We start from the raw sequence: 19324 nt of genomic DNA on the forward strand, positions 1-19324 counted from the left end.
CGGAAGCGTCTGTCAGGGCACGAAGGAGCCGACCATGTACCCAGCCCACCGGCCCCGCCGGTTGCGCAGCACCCCGGCCATGCGCCGCATGGTGGCCGAGACGACCGTGCGGCCGAGCCAGCTCGTGCTGCCCATGTTCGTCAAGGAGGGCGCGTCCGAGCCGGTCCCCATCGCGACCATGCCCGGCGTCATGCAGCACACCCGCGACAGCCTGCGGAAAGCCGCCGTGGAGGCGGTCGAGGCAGGCGTCGGCGGGCTCATGCTGTTCGGCGTCCCCGAGCACAAGGACGCGACCGGCTCCGGCGGCGTCGACCCGGACGGCGTGCTCAACGTCGCGCTCCGGGACCTCCGCTCGGAACTGGGTGACGAGACCGTCCTCATGTCCGACCTGTGCCTCGACGAGTTCACCGACCACGGCCACTGCGGCGTGCTCGACGACCGGGGTCGCGTCGACAACGACGCCACCCTCGAGATCTACGGCCAGATGGCCATCGCCCAGGTCGAGGCGGGCGCCCACCTGCTCGGCCCCAGCGGCATGATGGACGGCCAGGTCGGCGCCATCCGCTCCGCGCTGGAGAGGGCCGGGCACGTCGACACCGGCATCCTCGCCTACGCGGTCAAGTACTCCTCGGCCTTCTACGGCCCGTTCCGCGACGCCGTCGAGTCGTCGCTCAAGGGCGACCGCCGCACCTACCAGCAGGACCCCGCGAACGTCCGCGAAGCCCTGCGTGAGGTGCGGCTCGACCTCGACGAGGGCGCCGACATGGTCATGGTCAAACCGGCCATGCTCTACCTCGACGTGCTCCGCGCGGTCGCCGAGGAGTCCGACGTGCCGGTCGCCGCGTACCAGATCTCCGGCGAGTACGCGATGATCGAGGCCGCCGCGGCCGGTGGCTGGTGCGACCGGCGGACAGCGATCCTCGAGTCGCTCACCTCCATCCGCCGGGCAGGCGCCGACGTCGTGCTGACCTACTGGGCGGTCGAGGCGGCGGGCTGGCTGCGCTGACGAGAAAAGGCACAGGTAACCTGCCCGCCGTGACGAAGCCTGGCAATTCGGACCCCGCAGACGGCCGCGAGGACGCGGACAAGGCCGTGCCGGACGAGGACAGCACGTCGTCGCTCGCGCCCGACCCGGTGGAGCCCGAACCCGCCGCCGAGCCGGAGAAGACCGAGCCGGAGAAGACCGAGCCAAAGCCGAAGGCGAAGCCCGCCAAGCCGAGGACCGAGAAGGCACCGCGGATCCGCGCCGACGACGAGCCGGTCATGCCGACCGCCCGCGAGGCCGCGCTGCGTGCCCAGGCCAAACGCCGGTTCGAGGAGCCGCCGCCGCGCACGCTGCGCATCTCCTTCTACTTCTTCGTCGTGGCGGGCCTGATCTGGCTCGCCAGCATGGTGATCTCGCTGATCTACAAGCAGGACATCATCGACGCCCAGATCGAGGCGAGCCGGGACACCGGCCTGTCCCCGGACCAGATCGCGAACGGCGTCACGCAGATCCTGTGGATCGTCACGATCGCGGCGCTCACGTTCACCGTGTTCCTCGGCCTGTTCGGTTACAAGGCGACCGAGGGCACCCGCCGCGCCCGCACCCTCGTCACGATCTTCGGCACCGTCCTCGTGCTGTTCCACCTGCTGCTCAACGGCACGCCGCCCGGCATGCTGTCTGCCATGTTCTGCCTGGTCGGGCTCGCGCTGCTGTGGTCGCCGTCGGCACGCAAGTACTTCCCGCCGCGCGAGCTTCGATGACCGACGGGCCGGTCCTCTACGCGGAACCCGGCTCGACCCGGTGGCCGCTGCTGTGGGGCCCGGCCTTCGCCGGACTCGGCGCCGGGCTGGAGGCGCTGACCGGCCCCGTCCACACCGTCCAGTGGCTCGTCGTCGGCATCGGCCTGTTCGGGGTCTTCGCCCTGTGGGTCAACGTGCGCCGCAAGGTCTACCGCGTCGAGCTGACCCCGCTCACCCTCCGGCAGGGCCGCGAGACCCTGCCCGTGAAGGACATCGAGCGGGTCACCGACGTCGGCGTCGCGCCCGGTGCCAAGGTGCTCGGCGGCGGCTGGACCGTCCCGCGCAAGACCGTCGAGGTCCCGGTACGTCTCGACGACGGCAGCACGGTGCTCGCGTGGGCCCGCGACGACGAGGCCCTCACAGCCGCTCTCGTCCGCCTCGTGGAGGAACAACGAGGGCTGGGAGAATGACACCGTGAGCATGCCGCCCCCACCGCCCCTGCCACCGTCGGAAGCCCCGATCGTCCGGCCGAAGGCGGTCGACTCGGCGTTCCACGCGGTCCTCGCGACCATCGCCATCAGCGCCCTGGGCACGGTGTTCACCGTACTGCTCGACAAGGCCCAGCTCACGGCCATGGTCAACGACATGATGGCCGACCTCCCCCAGGGCCAGGAGGGGATGTCCGTGTCGAGCACCGTCGGCGCGTTCCAGGTCATCCTCGGCTTCAGCATCGCGATCTTCGCGGGCCTCATGCTGCTGTTCGCGATCAAGATGCGCGCGGGCCGCAACTGGGCGCGGATCCTGCTCACCGTCTACACGGGCGTCGGCGTGTGGGGCTTCCTGACCGCCATCGCGTCGGTCGGTGCCGAGCTGGGCCTCATGTGGAGCCTCGCCGAGGTCGCGTTCGGCGTGACCGCCGTCGTGTACATGTTCCGGCCGGAGTCGACCAGGTACTTCGGCGAGCACAAGCAGCGCCGCCTGCGGGCCCGGCAACGACCGTGAGAAAGTAGACAGCGTGACCGCTGCCACCGACGAGCTCGTCGCCCCACCGCCGACCGAGCCCGGCAGGCTGAACAAGCCCCGGCGCGCGTTGGTGGCGCTCGCCGAGCTGATCATCGCCGCGGTCGCCGTCTGGTTCGCCTTCGACGCGTGGCCACGCGGCATCGCGAAGATCGTCGAGCACTACCCCAACGGCATCGTGCTCGAGTCCACCCGCTGGGTCGGCAGCTGGATGTCGCTGGCCATCCTGCTCGGCACCATCGCGGCCATCCTCGTCCTCGACGCCGTGCGACAGGTCGTGCTCGCCGTCCGTGCCCGCCCGAAGCGCGGTCGATGACGATGTAAGACTGGGGCTGTGACGACCGAACAGTCCGCCGCTCTCTTCAAGCGTGCCCAGTCGGTGACCCCCGGCGGTGTCAACTCCCCCGTGCGCGCGTTCCAGGCGGTAGGCGGCACCCCGCGGTTCATGGTTCGCGGCGAGGGCGCCTATCTGTGGGACGCCGACGGCAACCGCTACGTCGACCTCGTCTCCTCCTGGGGTCCGATGATCCACGGGCACGCACACCCGCCGATCGTCGAGGCCGTGCGGAACGCCGCCGTCAGCGGACTGTCGTTCGGCACCCCGACCGCCGGTGAGATCGACCTGGCCGAGGAGATCATCAGCCGCGTCGAGCCGGTCTCCGCCGTGCGCCTCGTGAACTCCGGCACCGAGGCCACCATGAGCGCGATCCGCCTCGCCCGCGGCTTCACCGGCCGGTCCAGGATCGTCAAGTTCGCCGGCTGCTACCACGGTCACGTCGACGCGCTGCTCGCCGAGGCGGGTTCCGGCGTCGCCACGTTCGCGCTCCCCAACTCGCCCGGCGTCACCGGCGCGCAGGCAGGCGACACGATCGTCCTGCCCTACAACGACCTCGCGGCCGTCCGCGCCACGTTCGCCGAGCACGGCGACGAGATCGCCGCGGTCATCACCGAGGCCGCCCCCGGCAACATGGGTGCCGTCCCGCCCGAGCCCGGCTTCAACGAGGGCCTCCGCGAGATCACCAGGCAGTACGGTGCGCTCCTCGTCATGGACGAGGTCATGACCGGCTTCCGGGTGTCGGGCGCGGGCTGGTTCGCCATCGACACCGTGCCCGGCGACCTCTACACGTTCGGCAAGGTCATGTCCGGCGGCCTGCCCGCCGCCGCGTTCGGCGGCCGGGCGGACGTGATGGCCCACCTGGCCCCGGCGGGCCCCGTCTACCAGGCGGGCACCCTGTCCGGGAACCCCGTCGCGGTCGCGGCGGGCCTCGCGTCGCTGCGGGAGGCCACCCCCGACACGTACCGGCAGCTCAACGCGAACGCGACCCGCCTGGGCGCGATGATGGGCGCCGAGCTGACCGCCGCGGGTGTGCCACACCACGTGCAGTTCGCGGGCAACCTCGTCAGCGTGTTCTTCACCGACACACCGGTGCGGAACTTCGCCGAGGCCAAGGCGTCCGGCACCGGCCGGTTCCCGGCGTTCTTCCACGCGCTGCTCGACGGCGGCGTGTACGCACCGCCGAGCGCGTTCGAGGCGTGGTTCGTCAACGCCGCCATGGACGACGAGGCGTTCGAGATCATCAGCGCGGCGATGCCGGCGGCCGCGCGTGCCGCCGCCGCTTCCGAGGGGGCGACGTGAGCGGAGCTTGCGGAGCGAACCATCGGACACAGGGCGACCGCGAGCGGCTCCCCGGAGCCTTCGAGGGGGAGGCATGAGCAAGAGAACGGTGGTGCACCTGCTGCGCCACGGCGAGGTGCACAACCCGACCGGCATCCTGTACGGGCGTCTCGACGGCTTCAAGCTGTCCGAGCTGGGGCAGCGGCAGGCGCTGACCGTGGCCGAGCACCTGGCGGGCAACGACGTCACGCACGTCGTCGCGTCGCCGCTGGAACGCGCGCAGCAGACCGCCCGGCCCATCGTCGACTCGCACCAGCTCGACCTCGCCACCGACGAGCAGCTGATCGAGGCCGACAACGTGTTCGAGGGCCTGCGCGTGTCCATCGGCGACGGTGCGCTGCGCTCGCCGCGCCACTGGCCGCACATGCACAACCCGTTCCTGCCGTCGTGGGGCGAACCGTACCTGCAGATCGCCCGCCGCATGCTCGGCGCCGTCTACCGGGCCCGCGCCGCGGCCGAGGGCCACGAGGCGGTGTGCGTGTCCCACCAGCTGCCGATCTGGACGCTGCGGCGGTTCCTGGAGGGCAAGCGCCTGTGGCACGACCCACGTCGCCGCCAGTGCTCACTGGCGTCGCTGACCTCGCTCATGTTCGACGACGAGAGCCTGGTCGCGATCCGCTACCGCGAACCGGCGGGCGCGAGCAGCCCGAAGGTGACCGGCGCATGAAACGGCACGCACTCCTCCTCGCCGCGGTCGTCGCCGCCTTGATCGCCACCGCGGGCTGCTCGACCGGCTCGGACGCCGTGGCGACGGGCACCGAGTTCAACTTCGTCAGCCCCGGCGGCCAGACCGACATCACCTACGAGGGCGACGAACGCCAGCAGATCCCCGAGATGCGCGGCGACAGCCTCATGGAGGAGGGCGAGCAGATCACGCTCTCCTCCTACAAGGGCAAGGTCGTGGTGATCAACCTGTGGGGCGCGTGGTGCCCGCCGTGCCGGGTCGAGGCGCCGCAGCTGCAGGAGGTGTGGGAGACCTACCAGGACAAGGGCGTGCAGGTCCTGGGCATCGACTTCCGCGACTACGACCGCCAGCAACCGGCCGACTTCATGCGTGACACCGGCCTCACCTACCCGTCGATCTACGACCCGTCCGGCCGGTCCCTGCTGCCGCTGAAGGGCTACCCCAGGGCCGCGGTCCCGTCGACGATCGTGCTGGACAAGCAACACCGCGTGGCCGCGATCTTCCTGCGCGACCTGCTCGCCGAGGACCTGACCCCGCTCATCGACAAACTGCTCGCCGAGAAGTCCTGACCGGTACCCCGTCGTCACCAGGACCTAAGTCCCGCGCTTACCCTGGTCGCCGTGGACCCGACCGCCATCGCCACCAGCGGGCCGCTCTTGCTGGCCGCTGGTGTCGCGCTGCTCGCGGGCCTGGTGTCCTTCGCGTCGCCGTGCGTGGTGCCGCTCGTCCCCGGCTACGTCGCCTACCTCGCCGCGCTCGTCGGGGCCGAGGGCCAGGAGGAGGAGAAGAGCAAGAAGGTCAAGGTGCTCGGCGCCGTCGGCCTGTTCATCCTCGGGTTCACCGTCGTGTTCGCGGCGGGCGTCGGCAGCATCGTCTGGCTCACCGACACGCTGTTCGCCACCCAGGAGACGCTGCAGCGGGTCGGTGGCGTGGTGATCATCGCGCTGTCGCTGGTCTTCGTGGGCTTCGTCCCCGGCCTGCAGCGCGAGTTCCGCTTCCACAAGGTGCCCCGCATGGGTCTCGCGGGCGCACCGGTCCTCGGCGCGATCTTCGGTCTCGGCTGGACCCCCTGCATCGGCCCGACACTGTCCGGGGTGATGGTCATCGCCGCGAGCACCGGCGGCACCGCGGCCCGCGGGCTGCTGCTCGTCCTCGTGTACTGCCTCGGCCTCGGCATCCCGTTCCTGCTGATCGCGCTCGGCGCGCGCTGGACGGTCCGCACCAACGGCTGGCTGCGCCGCCACACCCGCACCATCCAGCTCGTCGGCGGCGGCCTGCTGTTCGTCGTCGGCGTGCTCCTCGTCACCGGCCTGTGGGCCGAGCTGACCAACTGGCTCAAGTACACGGTGGTCACGACGACGGAGCTGCCACTGTGAGCGGAGCTTGCGGAGCGAACCATCGAGCACAGGGACAACGATTCCCCGGAGCCTGCGAGGGGGAATCGTGATCGCCTTCCTGCGCAACACGTGGCGCGGACTCACCTCCATGCGCACGGCGCTCGTGCTGCTGTTCCTCCTCGCGGTCGCGGCCCTGCCGGGTGCGCTCCTGCCGCAGCGCTCGCTGAACTCGCAGAAGGTCGACGAGTACATCGCGTCGCACGGCTGGTGGGGCGAGCTGCTCGGGCGGCTGGAGTTCTACAACGTCTACGGCAGCGTCTGGTTCTCCGCGATCTACCTGCTGCTGTTCATCTCGCTCGTCGGCTGCCTGCTGCCCCGCTCGTTCGAGTACGCCCGCGCGCTGCGCGACAAGCCGGTCCTCACGCCGCGCAACCTGGCTCGCCTGCCGCACCACCGCGAGACCACCACCTCCGCCACGCCCGACGAGGTCATGGCGAAGGTCACCGAGCGGCTCAAGGGCTGGCGTTACGAGGTGCGCGAGGAGGAGAACGGCGCCCGCAGCGTCTCCGCCGAACGCGGCTACCTGCGCGAGACCGGCAACCTCGTCTTCCACTTCGCGATGCTCGGCCTGATCGTCGCGCTCGCCATCGGCAAGATGTTCCAGTACGAGGGTCAGGTCATCGTCCAGGCCAACGGGTCGGAGTTCTGCAACATCGGCACCGTCGGCTACGACTCGTTCCGCCCCGGCCTGCGGGTCGACGGCACCGACCTGAACCCGTTCTGCGTGAAGGTCAACGGCTTCGACGCGCGCTTCCTGCCCACCGGCCAGGCCGACTACTACCGCGCCGACATCGAGTACCAGTCCGGCGCCGACCTCGAGAACGGCACGTGGCGGCCGTACACGCTCGAGGTCAACTCGCCGCTGCGCACCGCGGGCGACCGGGTCTACCTGCTGAGTCACGGCTACGCGCCCACCTTCACGGTCACCTTCCCGGACGGCCAGACCCGCACCCAGACCGTCCAGTGGCGCCCGGTCGACCAGCTCACGTACCTGTCCGAGGGTGCGACCAAGTTCGACCCGCCCGGTGTCACCGACCCGGTCGAGCGCCGCAAGCGCCAGCTCGCGATCACCGGCCTGTTCGCGCCGACCGCCGCGATGGGCCACGGCAACATCCTCAGCTCCGGCTTCCCCGACCTGCGCGACCCGGCCGTCGCCATCGACGTGATGAAGGGCGACCTCGGCAACGACTCCGGCCGCGGCCAGTCGATCTACGAGGTCAACCAGGAGATGGTCGACTCCGGGCGGCTCAAGCGCGTCGCCCGCGAGAACATGCGGCCCGGTGACGAGATCACGCTCGACGACGGCTCGAAGGTCAGCTTCGACGGCGTGCAGCGCTGGGTGTACCTGCAGGTCTCGCACGACCCGGCGCAGGGCTGGGTGCTGGTCTTCGCCGTGCTGGTCGTGCTGGGGCTCGGCATGTCGCTCGTGATCAAGCGGCGCAGGCTGTGGGTGCGCGCGGCACCGTCCGGCGCCGACAAGACCGACGGCGGCGGTACCGTGCTGGTGTTCGGCGGTCTCGCCCGCACTGACCAGGCCGGATACGGCGAGGAGTTCGGGCGGGTGACCGAGGACCTGCTCGCGGAGCTGTCCCCGCGCGAAGAAGAACGTGAAGGCGCCACCGCTTCGAGGGAGCCATGATGGACGTCAACGAGACGTTGTCCAGCTACAGCGACTGGTGTTACGGCATCGCCGTCGGCGCGTACGTCGTCGCGATGCTGTTCTACCTGTACGAGCAGGCCTTCGGGTACCGCGAGCGGAAGGCGGCCAAGGAGCTGGTCGCGGTCGGCGGCAGCGACACCCTCGTCGAGGACAGGCCCTCCGAGGAGCCGTCCGACTCGCCGTCCCGGGTCGCCCGCGCGGTGCGGATCGGCAAGCTGGGGGTGTCGCTCACCGCGTTCGGCGCGCTGCTGCACCTCGGCTCGCTCGTCCTGCGCGCGCTGGCGACCAGCCGCGCGCCGTGGGGCAACATGTACGAGTTCGGCGCCACCCTGTGCCTCGTGGCCGTCGGGACGTGGCTCGTGGTGCTGCGCAAGTACCCGACCGTCCGCCACCTCGGCGTGTGGGTCCTCTGCCCGGTCATCGTGCTCATGTTCCTCGGTGGTGTCGTGCTGTACACGACGGCCGCGCCCGTGCAGCCCGCGCTGCAGTCGTACTGGCTCGTGATCCACGTCTTCGCGATCGCGCTCGGCAGCGGCATGGTGCTGGTGCCCGGCGTGGTGAGCGTGCTGTACCTGCTGAAGGTCCGCAAGCCCGCGTGGTCGACCCGCCTTCCCGCGGCGGACGTGCTGGACCAGGTGGCCTACCGGACGACCGTGTTCGCGTTCCCGATCTACACCGCGGGCGTGATCTTCGGCGCGATCTGGGCGGAGCAGTCGTGGGGCCGGTTCTGGGGCTGGGACCCGAAGGAGACCGTCGCGTTCATCGCGTGGGTCGTCTACGCGGCGTACCTCCACTCGCGCGCGACGGCGGGCTGGCGCGGCGGCCGCGCCGCAGTGATCAACATCGTCGGATTCGCGGCCATGATCTTCAACCTGTTCTTCATCAACCTGGTAACGGCCGGGTTGCATTCTTACGCAGGGGTTTGACCTCGATCGTTGGACAACCTGCGCCGTTATCAGTACTCTCCGCTGCGGGGTTCGCCAGGTTGCACCCATGTGGGTGAAGCTGAACTGGGCCAGGAGGGCGTTGTGACGTACGCAGGGGCTTACGGCCGTGATGAGCGGCTGCCGGTCGACCGGCTGTTACGCCGTGAGGACCACCCGCTGGGGGTCCGCCGTAGCGAGGCCACCAAGATCGCGACCGAGGAGGCCGCGGAGGCCGCCTCGTCCAACAAGCGCTGGACCTTCGGTGCCGCCGCGGGCGCACTGCTCGTCGCGGGCACCATGGCCGCGGGCGCACTCGGTCTTTCCGGTGGCGCCACCCCCGTGGCGGGTTCCGCCCCGGAGCACGCCCCCGCGTCCCCCGGCCACCACCCGGGCGGCCCGGTCGTCGGCGCCCCGGCGCCCGGCCAGGCTGACGACAAGCAGCAGAAGCGGAACGACCAGACCACACCCTCGTCGGCGAACGGTCCGAGTGCGCCCGCGCCCGCGGCCCCGGACACCGGTGTCGACCAGGGGAGCAGCCCGGTCGGTGGTGGCGGTGGCACGCCGGGTGGCACGAGCACGCCCGCGCCGGCGCCCGCACCCCAGCAGCCCGCGCCGCAGCAGCCCGCGCCTGCTCCGGCGCCCGCGCCGGAGCAGCAGCAGGAACAGGAGCAGGACGGTGGCCTGCTCACCCCGGTCACCGACGCGGTCGGCGACGTGCTCACCCCGGTCACGGACACCGTGGGCGGCGTCCTGTCCCCGCTGACCGGCAGCAGCACCACGTCGACGCAGAGCGCCCCGGCGCCATCCGGTCCGGCACTCACCATGATCGATCCGCTGGGTGACCTGCTGGGCGGCTGACACCACCGGGGACCGCCCGCACCGGTTGCTGGTGCGAACACCGGACGCCCCCAGGTCGACGGTGTCGAGTACCTGCGACTACCGTCGCGTGCGGAGGCGGTCCACGTCGGTGCGGCAGGGAGGAACCCAGCGGTGAGTGCGCGCGAAGGAGAGCCGGATGGGGGCGTTCCCCGCGCAGGCGTAGAGCAGGAAGCGGCACCGAGGAGCGACTTCGCCTGGGTGCCGCCCGGCACCCAGCCGCCGACGGACGACGCGGACCGGCCCACCCACGACTTCGGCCCCAACCCACTGGTGTCCAACTACGGTCCGGGGCCGGGTACCCAGCCGATGCAGCCCCAGTACACCGAGCCCACCCCGTCGGGCGGGCAGCCCGCACAGACGCCCCCGGGTGCGCAGCACTACGTGGACCAGACGCCGTCCGGTTCGCAGCCGGTGCCGCCGCAGTACACGAACCCCTCGGCGTCCCAGCAGGTGCCGCAGCACTACGTGGACCAGACCCCGTCGGGTTCGCAGCCGGTGTCGCCGCGGTACATCGACCAGACGCCGTCGGGCTCCCAGCCGGTGGCGGGCATCTCCGGCCCCCACCAGGTGCCGCAGGGCTCCGGCCCGCACCAGGTGCCGCCGCAGCAGCCGTTCCCGTACCAGCAGCAGTACCCGGGCCAGCCCGGCCCCGTCCGCCAGGGCCAGCAGGTGCACGGCGAGGAGCTGTCGTCCGCCAAGCTGATCAAGCAGTCGAAGCGCCCACCCCAGTCGGGCTGGCGCAAGGCGGTCTTCGTGGCGAGCGGCCGTTTGATCAACGTCGGCGAGAGTCCGGCAGAGCAGCACCGGCGGGAGCTGATCGCCCGCGTCAACCAGCCGCTCCGCGGCTGCTACAAGATCGCGATGCTGAGCCTGAAGGGCGGCGTGGGCAAGACGACCACGACCACCACGCTGGGCTCGACGTTCTCCTCGCTGCGTGGCGACCGCGTGATCGCCGTCGACGCGAACCCCGACCGCGGCACCCTGAGCCAGAAGATCCCGCTCGAGACCACGGCCACCGTCCGCCACCTGCTGCGCGACGCCGACCGCATCCACCGCTACAGCGACATCCGCGCGTACACCTCCCAGGGCCCGAGCCGCCTCGAGGTGCTGGCGAGCGAGCAGGACCCGGCGGTCTCCGAGGCCTTCAGCGAGGACGACTACCGCCGCACGGTCGCGCTGCTCGAGCACTTCTACAACATCGTCCTGACCGACTGCGGCACCGGACTCATGCACTCGGCCATGAAGGGCGTGCTGGACATCGCGGACTCGCTGGTGGTCGTGTCGTCCGGTTCGGTCGACGGCGCCAGGTCCGCGTCGGCCACCCTGGACTGGCTCGACGTCCACGGCTACCGCGACCTGGTCTCCCGGTCGGTGGCGGTCATCAACTCGGTCCGCCCCCGTGCGGGCTCGGTGGACCTCGACAAGCTGGCGCAGCACTTCGGCGCCCGCTGCCGGGCCGTCTGCACCATCCCGTTCGACCCGCACCTGGAAGAAGGCGCGGAGATCGAACTGGACCGCCTGGCCGCACCCACCCGCCTGGCTCTGCTGGAGCTGGCGGCCACGGTCGCCGACGGCTTCCCGAGTGAGTTCTACTACATGCGCTGATCACGCGACAGCGTCGCGCGTTCCCGAGCGATACGGGACTGCGCGACGCTGTCGTGGGTTCCGGTTGGTCAGGCGGGCGGCTTGCCGTCCGCGTCCGGCGGGTTCTTCCGCTCGTTGAGGCTGCGCAGGAACTCCGGGTCGTCGTCGGGCGCGACGGGCCCGGGACGACGAACCGGGCGGACCGGACGGCTCACGCGTCGCTCACTCCCCGTGTCGGGGTTCGCGACGAACGCCCGCCACAGCAGCACAACGACGCAGACGGCGCCGATCGCGGCGAGCAAGTACAGCATCTGCCACCTCCCGAGGTCCTGGCATCGAGGTTAGCCCTTTTGTACCGATTTAGGGCCCTCGGGATGACAACGCAGAGTCAGGCGTGGCCGTTCCCGAGATTCGCCTCGGTGGTGAGTTCGGCGAGCAGGGCCTTCACCTCGGACTCGCGGAACCGGCGGTGCCCACCGGGTGTCCGGATGGAACCGATGCGGCCAGCGGTCGCCCACCGCGTCACGGTCTTCGGGTCGACGCGGAACAACGCCGCGACCTCGCCGGGGGTCAGGAGCCGCTCACCGACATGTGCCGCTGTCACGTGTCCTCCTCAGTCAGTCTGAACTGGACACAGCAATCGTTGCATCTCGACCATCGGGTACTCGAACGGTTGTCTGATGGTAAAGAGGTAGTAAGGGACAAAACGGCGGGATCGGACACGATCAAGAACCCGCTAGAGTGCCGCCGTGGACGACGTCGACCGCCGCATCATCGCCGCACTACGAGAGCACGGCCGGGCGACCTACGCCGAGTTAGGGCGGCAGGTCGGCCTGTCCGCGTCCGCGGTGCACGAGCGCGTCGGCAAGCTCGAGACCAGCGGCGTCATCACCGGCTACCACGCCGTGGTGAACCCCAGCGCGGTCGGTCTCGGCGTCACCTCGCTGATCGGCATCTACTCCACCGACACCGCGGACGACGAGGACGTGGCCGAAGAGCTCGCCCGCCTCGACGAGGTGGAGTCCTGCTACCGCGTCGCGGGTGACGAGTCCTTCATCGTCAAGGTACGCGTCGCCACCGTCGACGACCTCGAACGCACGCTGGGCAGGCTCCGCCGCATCGAGGGCATCGCCAGGACCCGCACCACGCTCGTGCTCTCGACCAGGTTCGAGGGCAGGCCGAACACCTCGGAGGTCGGCACGGATGACGAGTAACGTCTTGCGGGTGGCTGAGCACAACCTCGCACGCGACCTGACCCTCTACACGCTGGGCAGGCTCGTGCTGATCGCCGCGGTCACGGCTCTGCTCGTGCTGTTCGAGGTGCCGCTGCTGGTGGCGCTCGCCGTCGCCGTCGTCGTCGGGTTCCCGCTGGGGCTGCTGGTGTTCCGCGGCCTCAACCAGCGCGTCACCGCGGCCCTGGCCGAGCGCGGCAAGGACCGCATGGACGCCCGCGAGCGCCTCCGTGCCGAACTGCGCGGTGAGACGCCGAAGCCCGACACGGACGGCGAGTAGATGGCCGCCGTCGACCGCTGCAGCGAGCGGACCCGCGACTGGGTGTGCGAGGCCGTCCGCATCATCGACGCGGACGCCAACCGCAGCGCCGACACCCACCTGCTGCCGTTCCCGCTGCCCGCCGAATGGAAAGTCCGCCTTTACCTGAAGGACGAGTCGACCCACCCGACCGGCTCGCTGAAGCACCGGCTGGCCCGGTCCCTGTTCCTGTACGCGCTCTGCAACGGCTGGATCGTCGAGGGCACGCCGATCATCGAGGCCTCGTCCGGCTCGACCGCGGTGTCGGAGGCGTACTTCGCGCGGTTGCTCGGCCTGCCGTTCATCGCGGTCATGCCGAGGACGACCAGCGCGGGCAAGGTGGCGCTGATCGAACGCGAGGGTGGCCGATGTCACTTCATCGACGAACCGAGCCAGCTCTACGCCGAGTCGCACCGCCTCGCCGCCGAGCTGAACGGCCACTTCATGGACCAGTTCACACACGCCGAGCGCGCCACCGACTGGCGGGGCAACAACAACATCGCCGAGTCGATCTTCGAGCAGATGGCGCTCGAACCCAACCCGGAACCGGAGTGGGTCGTCGTCGGCGCGGGCACCGGCGGCACCAGCGCCACGATCGGCCGCTACATCCGCTACCAGCGACGACGCACCCGTCTCGCGGTCGTCGACCCCGAGCACTCGGTGTTCTTCGAGGCATGGCGTGACACCGTGCCCGATCTCACCGCCTGCCAGGGCTCCCGCATCGAGGGCATCGGCCGCCCGCGCGTCGAACCGTCGTTCGTCGGCCAGGTCATCGACCGCATGATGAAGGTCCCGGACGCGGCCTCACTGGCGACGATCCACGCGGTGGAGCCGATCCTCGGCCGCCGTGTGGGCGGCTCGACCGGCACGAACCTGTGGGGCGCCTTCCAGATCGTGTCCGAGCTGCGCGCGGCCGGTCACGAGGGCAGCGTCGTGACCCTCCTGTGCGACGGCGGCGAACGCTACGCGAACACGTACTACGACCAGGACTGGCTCGCCGCCCACGACCTCGACCTGGCTCCCCACAAGGAGACCGTGACCAAGTTCCTGTCCACCGGCGAATGGTCAGAACAGGGCTAGCGCCACCGTCGTCAGCACGGCCCACGCGAGCATCGCCAGCGACGTGTCCCGCACAGCCGGGATCAGCGCCAGGCCCACACCGCCGCTGCCGACCGCCCGCAGGCCAGGTACCGCGGGCACCGCCGCGAGCAGCCCGAGCAGCGACCACGGGTTCTCGACCGCCAGGACCACGCTCACCACGAACGGCACGGCGACCAGCACGGCGTACAGGACCCGCGTACGCCCGTCCCCGAGCCGCACGGCCATCGTGATCTTGCCCGCCTCGCGGTCCGTGGGCAGGTCACGGAGGTTGTTCGCCACCAGGACGCTCGCCGAGATCGCGCCGAGCGCCACCGCACCGGCCACGCCCGGCCAGGTCACCTCACCCGCCTGCACGTACAGCGTGCCGAGCACGGCCACCGGACCGAAGAACGCGAAGACCGCGACCTCGCCCCAGCCCGAGTACCCGTACGGCTTCGGCCCGCCCGTGTAGAACCAGGCCGCCGCCACGGACACCACGCCGACGCTGATCAGCCACCAGTGCCCGGTCAGTGCCACGAGCAGCAGCCCGGCCACCCCCGCGACGCCGAAGCACGCGAACGCCGCCAGCTTCACCGCCGACGCCGACGCGACCCCGGACGCCACCAGCCGCAGCGGACCGACGCGCGTGTCGTCCGTGCCCCGGATGCCGTCGGAGTAGTCGTTGGCGTAGTTCACGCCGACCTGCAGAGCCAGCGACACCACCAGAGCGAGCAGCGAGGCCCACCAGGTGAACTCGCCGATCGCGCCCGCGGCGCCTGCCCCCACGATCACCGGCGCGACGGAGTTCGGCAGCGTCCGAACGCGTGCGCCGGCCACCCACTGTCCTGCGGTTGCGGCCATGGCCCCATCTAACTAGGGCCCTGACCGGGCGTTAGCAGGGCGGTACGGCCTTTCCGCCGGGCGCGGTGGCGACGTAGGCCGCCGCGACGAACATGCCCTCGGCGAGCCGGTACCACTGGTTCGTGGTGCCCTGCGAGCCCTCGACCCGCTCGCCCGCCACGGCGCACTCGATCCGCACCTGGGCGTGCTTCGCCGCGAGCCCGACATTCGCGCCGTCGCTGCTCGGCGCCGGGCGCACGTTCAACGCGGGACCGGGCGTCCGCACGAATCCGTGCGGGTGCGAGCCGGTCCACTGGTAGGTCACGGTGACCCACGCGTTGTTCGTGAGCTTCAGCCCGTCCCAGAACGTGCCGTCGGCCAGGTCGATGCCCGCCGGGTTCTTCACCTTCCGCCCGAACCCGTCCTTGCCGCCGTTGTAACCGTCCTCGTACGCCGCCTGCGCCGCCGGTGTGCCCTGCGGCAGGTCCCCCCACTGCTGACGCACGCCAGGGGCCGCCCAGTAGTCGTCCCGCGTGTTCCACGGGCCGACGTCCCACGTCGGCGCCCACTCGCACCGGCCGCTGGCCGCACACACCCGGACGCTGTAGTCACCGGCCCCCTTGGCGGACAGGCCCCGGCGTGAGGGCAACGCCACGAAGTGGTCGCGCTTGACGATCTTGTGCCCGTTGGCCGTGGTGTGACCGACCAGGCCCTCCCTGGTCGCGAACACCCGGTACGACGCGCCCGCCGGGGTCGCGGGCGCCCGAGACCCGGCCACCGGCGTGATCGCCAGCGCTTCGACCGACGGTGACGCCACCCCGTCCGGCGCACTGAGCACGACCCGGACCTCGACGTCCCGCGTCGCCACCGGCAGCGTGCCGGGCGCGCCGGGCCGGATCTCGGCCCACTCGCTCCACCGCCCGTCGGTCCTGCCCCGCACGTCGACCGCGACCTCGGCGCCGTCCGGCACGGTGCTGGTGGCCGTGGCCGTGAACGCACCGGCGGGGGCGGCGAGCGTGTGCGGGTAGACGGCCATGCCGGTCCGCGTGGTGGCACCGGCGCTGGCCGCGCGGTTGTCGCCCGGCCCGAGCCGCACCGGGCCGGTCGCGACGTTCGTGCTGCCGAGGCCGGGCCGGTCGAGGTCGACCTGCCAGCCGGTGGTCGCCGAAGCGGTGGGGACGCCGAGGAGCGAGCTGGTCAGCACGGTGCTGACCAGCAGGTATCGGCTCAGCTTCATACCGTCGAGCCAAGACGCACCTCGGTGATCCCGCAACTGGAAGGATCACTGACCAGGTGATCGGTCCCGCGGCACGACGCGGTCGCCGTCCAGGCCGACCGCCATCGACGGCTCCTCAGGTTCCGAGGAGCAGGTCCCTCACCCCGTTCCGGTCCACTTTGCCCGGGCCGCGCGACGGAAGGTGATCGCTGAACCGCACGATCTTGGGCACCGCGGGGCCGCCGAGCCGTTCGCGGACCGCCGCGCGCAGCGTGCTGACCTCGGGTGGGTTGGCGGGATCGGTGGGTACGACGGCGGCGGCGACGAGCTGTCCCCACTCCTCGCTCGGCAGGTCCACGACACACGCCTCGGCGACCCCGGGCTGGGCCGTCAGCACGTCCTCGACCGCGGCGGGTGCGACCTTCACGCCACCGGTGTTGATCATGAAGTCGGCGCGTCCGAGCACGTGGAGGGTGCCGTCCGGCCGCAGCTCCCCGAGGTCCGTGGTCCGGAACCAGCCGTCGGCGAACGCCTCGGCCGTCGCGGCCGGGTCCAGCCGGTACCCGCTCGCGAGCACCGGACCGGCGAGGTGGACGGTGCCGCTGACCCGCACTCGCACGCCGTCGAGTGGTCGCCCGTCGTACACGCAGCCGCCCGCGGTCTCGGACATGCCGTAGGTGGTGCTGACCGTCACCCCGGCCGCGCGTGCGCGCGTGAGCAGCGGCCCGGGCGTCGCGGCGCCGCCGAGGAGAACGGCGTCGAAGGACCGGAGCGCGTCGAGCCCCTCGGGGTCGTCGAGCAGCCGCAGCAGCTGTGTCGGCACGAGCGAGGTGTAGCGCCGCGGTCCGGTCATCGAGGCCACGGCCTCGGCAAACGTTTGCGTCCCGCGGATCACCGGCGGCAGGCCCGCCAGCAGCGACCGCACGACGACCTGCACCCCCGCGATGTGGTGGGCGGGCAACGTCAGCAGCCACTGCCCGGGCCCGCCGAGGCGTGCGTGCGTGGCGGTCGCGGACGCCGTGAGGGCGGCGGCCGACAGCTCAACGCCCTTGGCCGCACCGGTCGACCCGGACGTCGCGACGACGACGGCCGTCCCGGCAAGAACCGGTTTTTCCGGCGCCATGGCAGCACGCAGGCGCGACGCCTGTGGATCGGTGGCCGACAACGGTAAAACCGCAGGTCCGCCCTCCAGCGCGGCGGCGAGTGCGGTCACGATCTCCGAGTTGTCCACAGGCGTCAGTAACACGATCGAAATTGTCGGACACCGCACATAAGCTCCGCGCCATGACTTCGACCAGGCCATCCGTCGACCTCTCGCTCAGGGACGCGTACCTGCGCAGGCTGGGCTTCGACGCGCCGCCACCGCCGACCGCGGCGACGCTGTTCGCCGTGCACCGGGCGCAGGTGGAGCGCGTGCCGTACGAGTCGGTGTGGGTCTGGTTGGGCGAGCGCAGGACCATCGAGCCGCTCGACTCCGTCCGCTACCTGGCGGGTGGCCGGGGCGGCTACTGCTACCACCAGAACGGCGCGATGGCGACGCTGCTCGGCTGGCTGGGCTTCCACGTGCACTGGCACGTCGGCGGCGTCCAGGGCCACCCGGACGCGAAGGCGAACGTGGACGGCAACCACCTCGCGCTGACCGTCTCCGCGCTGCCGACAGCGGACAACCCCGGCGGCGAGTGGTTCGTCGACGCCGGCCTCGGCGACGGCCCGCACGAGCCCATGCCCCTGCGCACCGGCACCTACACCCAGGGCCCGCACACGTACGGCTTACGCCCGTCGGAGGTCGCGCCGGGTGGGTGGCGGTTCGACGCCGACCCGTCCATGTCGTTGCACGGCATGGACTTCCTGCCCGGTGAGGCGACACCGGCCGACCTCACGGCCGAGCACGAGCGTCTCCAAGCGGCCCCCGACTCCAGCTTCGTGCGCACCCTGGTGGCGTTCCGCCGCGACGCGGACGGCGTCGACTTCTTGCGCGGCCTCGTGCTCAAGCGCCTGGACGCCACCGGGGAGACCATTCGGGAGCTGACCAGCGCTCCCGAATGGCACTCCTGCCTCGCCGACCTGTTCGGCCTCACCTTGTCCGAAGTGGACACTCAGAGAAAGACCTTGTTGTGGCACAGAGTCACGGCAGCCCACGAGAAGTGGCTCGCCGGTTCACGTCAGTAGTAGTACGGAAAGCGCGACCAGTCGGGCGCGCGCTTCTCCAGGAACGAGTCGCGGCCCTCGACCGCTTCGTCGGTCATGTACGCGAGGCGTGTCGTCTCGCCCGCGAAAAGCTGTTGCCCGACCAGCCCGTCGTCGATCAGGTTGAAGGCGTACTTCAGCATCCGCTGCGCCGTCGGCGACTTGCCGTTGATCTCCGTCGCCCATTCCAGAGCCGTCGCCTCCAGCTCGGCGTGCGGCACGACCGCGTTGACGGCGCCCATCCGGTGCATGTCCTCGGCGGTGTAGGTGCGGCCGAGGAAGAAGATCTCCCGCGCGAACTTCTGGCCGACCTGCCGGGCGAGGTAGGCGGACCCGAACCCGCCGTCGAAGCTGCCGACGTCGGCGTCGGTCTGCTTGAACCGGGCGTGTTCGGCGCTCGCGAGCGTCAGGTCGCACGTGACGTGCAGGCTGTGCCCGCCACCCGCCGCCCAGCCCGGCACCACCGCGATGACGACCTTCGGCATGAACCGGATGAGCCGCTGGCACTCGAGGATGTGCAGCCGCCCCGCCCGCGCTGGGTCGACCGTCTCCGCCGTCTCGCCGGACGCGTACTGGTACCCCGTGCGCCCGCGGATCCGCTGGTCACCGCCAGAGCAGAACGCCCAGCCACCGTCGCGGGGCGACGGTCCGTTGCCGGTCAGCAGCACACACCCCACGTCGGAGGACATCCTGGCGTGGTCGAGCGCGCGGTAGAGCTCGTCGACCGTGTGGGGCCGGAACGCGTTGCGGACCTCCGGCCGGTCGAACGCGATCCGCACGGCCCCGGTCGAGACGGCCCGGTGGTAGGTGATGTCGGTGAAGTCGAAGCCCTCGACGACCTGCCAGGCGGTCGGGTCGAACAGCTCGGACACGGTCGGGGTAGCCACGGGCCCGAGCATATGGGTGGTCAGAAATCGCCG

23 protein-coding genes are annotated in these 19324 nt (G+C 71.1%); 17 read left to right on the forward strand and 6 right to left on the reverse strand.

Features of this window, described 5'->3' with window-relative positions; all coding sequences use genetic code 11:
* The first annotated feature begins 34 nt into the window (after positions 1–34).
* The 13 genes from hemB to ACIBVP_RS33440 all read left to right on the forward strand — a co-directional run bounded on the left by hemB (position 35) and on the right by ACIBVP_RS33440 (position 11572).
* Positions 35–1006, forward strand: coding sequence for a porphobilinogen synthase (hemB, locus tag ACIBVP_RS33380; protein ID WP_396110417.1), 972 nt, complete (start codon positions 35–37; stop codon positions 1004–1006).
* 29 nt (positions 1007–1035) lie between these two features.
* Positions 1036–1746, forward strand: coding sequence for a hypothetical protein (locus tag ACIBVP_RS33385; RefSeq protein WP_396110418.1), 711 nt, complete (start codon positions 1036–1038; stop codon positions 1744–1746).
* The gene (locus ACIBVP_RS33390; RefSeq protein WP_396110419.1) at positions 1743–2195 is read left to right on the forward strand and encodes a hypothetical protein; all 453 of its coding nucleotides are present in this window, start codon (positions 1743–1745) and stop codon (positions 2193–2195) included. The genes ACIBVP_RS33385 and ACIBVP_RS33390 overlap by 4 nt, the downstream gene beginning before the upstream one ends.
* A 4-nt stretch (positions 2196–2199) precedes the next feature.
* On the forward strand, positions 2200–2727 hold the full coding sequence (locus ACIBVP_RS33395) for a hypothetical protein (RefSeq protein ID WP_396110420.1): 528 nt from the start codon (positions 2200–2202) through the stop codon (positions 2725–2727).
* 13 nt (positions 2728–2740) lie between these two features.
* Complete coding sequence (locus tag ACIBVP_RS33400; RefSeq protein ID WP_396110421.1) at positions 2741–3061, forward strand: hypothetical protein; 321 nt, start codon at positions 2741–2743, stop codon at positions 3059–3061.
* Between the two features lie 18 nt (positions 3062–3079).
* A complete protein-coding gene (hemL, locus tag ACIBVP_RS33405; RefSeq protein ID WP_396110422.1) occupies positions 3080–4381 on the forward strand; it encodes a glutamate-1-semialdehyde 2,1-aminomutase in 1302 nt (433 codons plus the stop codon).
* Between the two features lie 73 nt (positions 4382–4454).
* Complete coding sequence (locus tag ACIBVP_RS33410) at positions 4455–5087, forward strand: histidine phosphatase family protein (RefSeq protein WP_396110423.1); 633 nt, start codon at positions 4455–4457, stop codon at positions 5085–5087.
* Positions 5084–5674, forward strand: a complete 591-nt coding sequence (locus tag ACIBVP_RS33415; protein ID WP_396110424.1) for a TlpA disulfide reductase family protein — start codon at positions 5084–5086, stop codon at positions 5672–5674. Before ACIBVP_RS33410 ends, ACIBVP_RS33415 begins: the two co-directional genes overlap by 4 nt.
* A 51-nt stretch (positions 5675–5725) precedes the next feature.
* Positions 5726–6481, forward strand: coding sequence for a cytochrome c biogenesis CcdA family protein (locus tag ACIBVP_RS33420; protein ID WP_396110425.1), 756 nt, complete (start codon positions 5726–5728; stop codon positions 6479–6481).
* Positions 6482–6548: 67 nt separating this feature from the next.
* Positions 6549–8141 carry a cytochrome c biogenesis protein ResB gene (locus tag ACIBVP_RS33425; protein WP_396110426.1) on the forward strand — a complete coding sequence of 531 codons (1593 nt, stop codon included), beginning with the start codon at positions 6549–6551 and terminating at the stop codon, positions 8139–8141.
* A complete protein-coding gene (gene ccsB, locus ACIBVP_RS33430) occupies positions 8141–9088 on the forward strand; it encodes a c-type cytochrome biogenesis protein CcsB (RefSeq protein ID WP_396110658.1) in 948 nt (315 codons plus the stop codon). Before ACIBVP_RS33425 ends, ccsB begins: the two co-directional genes overlap by 1 nt.
* Before the next feature lie 102 nt (positions 9089–9190).
* Positions 9191–9946, forward strand: coding sequence for a hypothetical protein (locus ACIBVP_RS33435; protein WP_396110427.1), 756 nt, complete (start codon positions 9191–9193; stop codon positions 9944–9946).
* A gap of 327 nt (positions 9947–10273) precedes the next feature.
* Positions 10274–11572 carry an AAA family ATPase gene (locus tag ACIBVP_RS33440; protein ID WP_396110659.1) on the forward strand — a complete coding sequence of 433 codons (1299 nt, stop codon included), beginning with the start codon at positions 10274–10276 and terminating at the stop codon, positions 11570–11572.
* A 68-nt stretch (positions 11573–11640) separates the two neighbouring features.
* On the opposite strand, the gene ACIBVP_RS33445 is transcribed toward ACIBVP_RS33440, so the two are convergent.
* Both ACIBVP_RS33445 and ACIBVP_RS33450 read right to left on the reverse strand, forming a co-directional pair.
* Positions 11641–11862, reverse strand: a complete 222-nt coding sequence (locus tag ACIBVP_RS33445; RefSeq protein WP_396110428.1) for a hypothetical protein — start codon at positions 11860–11862, stop codon at positions 11641–11643.
* A 77-nt stretch (positions 11863–11939) separates the two neighbouring features.
* Positions 11940–12155 carry a BldC family transcriptional regulator gene (locus tag ACIBVP_RS33450; protein ID WP_396110429.1) on the reverse strand — a complete coding sequence of 72 codons (216 nt, stop codon included), beginning with the start codon at positions 12153–12155 and terminating at the stop codon, positions 11940–11942.
* 145 nt (positions 12156–12300) lie between these two features.
* Between ACIBVP_RS33450 and ACIBVP_RS33455 the strand changes: the two genes are divergently transcribed.
* From ACIBVP_RS33455 to ACIBVP_RS33465, 3 genes are read left to right on the forward strand one after another with little or no spacing between them, the layout of a single operon-like run.
* Positions 12301–12765: an Lrp/AsnC family transcriptional regulator gene (locus ACIBVP_RS33455; RefSeq protein ID WP_396110430.1), complete on the forward strand. Its 465-nt coding sequence runs from the start codon at positions 12301–12303 to the stop codon at positions 12763–12765.
* A gap of 10 nt (positions 12766–12775) precedes the next feature.
* Positions 12776–13063: a DUF4229 domain-containing protein gene (locus ACIBVP_RS33460; protein WP_396110431.1), complete on the forward strand. Its 288-nt coding sequence runs from the start codon at positions 12776–12778 to the stop codon at positions 13061–13063.
* Positions 13064–14161 carry a PLP-dependent cysteine synthase family protein gene (locus ACIBVP_RS33465; RefSeq protein ID WP_396110432.1) on the forward strand — a complete coding sequence of 366 codons (1098 nt, stop codon included), beginning with the start codon at positions 13064–13066 and terminating at the stop codon, positions 14159–14161.
* Here the strand turns inward: ACIBVP_RS33465 and ACIBVP_RS33470 are convergent.
* The 3 genes from ACIBVP_RS33470 to menE form a co-directional block, all read right to left on the reverse strand.
* Entirely contained in the window at positions 14147–15022 is an 876-nt protein-coding gene (locus tag ACIBVP_RS33470; RefSeq protein ID WP_396110433.1) for a 1,4-dihydroxy-2-naphthoate polyprenyltransferase, read from the reverse strand. The genes ACIBVP_RS33465 and ACIBVP_RS33470 overlap by 15 nt on opposite strands.
* Before the next feature lie 31 nt (positions 15023–15053).
* Complete coding sequence (locus ACIBVP_RS33475; RefSeq protein WP_396110434.1) at positions 15054–16238, reverse strand: hypothetical protein; 1185 nt, start codon at positions 16236–16238, stop codon at positions 15054–15056.
* A 115-nt stretch (positions 16239–16353) separates the two neighbouring features.
* Positions 16354–17463, reverse strand: a complete 1110-nt coding sequence (menE, locus tag ACIBVP_RS33480; protein ID WP_396110435.1) for an o-succinylbenzoate--CoA ligase — start codon at positions 17461–17463, stop codon at positions 16354–16356.
* A gap of 38 nt (positions 17464–17501) precedes the next feature.
* Here menE and ACIBVP_RS33485 point away from each other — a divergent pair, with 38 nt between their 5' ends.
* Positions 17502–18386 (forward strand): arylamine N-acetyltransferase, encoded by an 885-nt coding sequence (locus tag ACIBVP_RS33485; RefSeq protein ID WP_396110436.1) that lies wholly within the window; start codon positions 17502–17504, stop codon positions 18384–18386.
* On the opposite strand, the gene ACIBVP_RS33490 is transcribed toward ACIBVP_RS33485, so the two are convergent.
* The gene (locus ACIBVP_RS33490; RefSeq protein WP_396110437.1) at positions 18380–19291 is read right to left on the reverse strand and encodes a 1,4-dihydroxy-2-naphthoyl-CoA synthase; all 912 of its coding nucleotides are present in this window, start codon (positions 19289–19291) and stop codon (positions 18380–18382) included. The genes ACIBVP_RS33485 and ACIBVP_RS33490 overlap by 7 nt on opposite strands.
* Positions 19292–19324: the final 33 nt, after the last annotated feature.

This window comes from Actinophytocola sp. NPDC049390, from assembly GCF_044466355.1.
Taxonomy (GTDB): domain Bacteria; phylum Actinomycetota; class Actinomycetes; order Mycobacteriales; family Pseudonocardiaceae; genus Actinophytocola.

What these genes read in the sequence shown, in the direction of transcription:
- ccsB (WP_396110658.1), top strand. Translation starts at nt 8,141, where the DNA reads ATGGACGTCAACGAGACGTTGTCCAGCTACAGCGACTGGTGTTACGGC.
- ACIBVP_RS33440 (WP_396110659.1), top strand. Translation starts at nt 10,274, where the DNA reads ATGCAGCCCCAGTACACCGAGCCCACCCCGTCGGGCGGGCAGCCCGCA.
- ACIBVP_RS33470 (WP_396110433.1), bottom strand. Translation starts at nt 15,022, where the DNA reads ATGGCCGCAACCGCAGGACAGTGGGTGGCCGGCGCACGCGTTCGGACG.
- ACIBVP_RS33475 (WP_396110434.1), bottom strand. Translation starts at nt 16,238, where the DNA reads ATGAAGCTGAGCCGATACCTGCTGGTCAGCACCGTGCTGACCAGCTCG.
- ACIBVP_RS33465 (WP_396110432.1), top strand. Translation starts at nt 13,064, where the DNA reads ATGGCCGCCGTCGACCGCTGCAGCGAGCGGACCCGCGACTGGGTGTGC.
- ACIBVP_RS33410 (WP_396110423.1), top strand. Translation starts at nt 4,455, where the DNA reads ATGAGCAAGAGAACGGTGGTGCACCTGCTGCGCCACGGCGAGGTGCAC.
- ACIBVP_RS33390 (WP_396110419.1), top strand. Translation starts at nt 1,743, where the DNA reads ATGACCGACGGGCCGGTCCTCTACGCGGAACCCGGCTCGACCCGGTGG.
- hemB (WP_396110417.1), top strand. Translation starts at nt 35, where the DNA reads ATGTACCCAGCCCACCGGCCCCGCCGGTTGCGCAGCACCCCGGCCATG.
- ACIBVP_RS33485 (WP_396110436.1), top strand. Translation starts at nt 17,502, where the DNA reads ATGACTTCGACCAGGCCATCCGTCGACCTCTCGCTCAGGGACGCGTAC.
- ACIBVP_RS33445 (WP_396110428.1), bottom strand. Translation starts at nt 11,862, where the DNA reads ATGCTGTACTTGCTCGCCGCGATCGGCGCCGTCTGCGTCGTTGTGCTG.
- ACIBVP_RS33415 (WP_396110424.1), top strand. Translation starts at nt 5,084, where the DNA reads ATGAAACGGCACGCACTCCTCCTCGCCGCGGTCGTCGCCGCCTTGATC.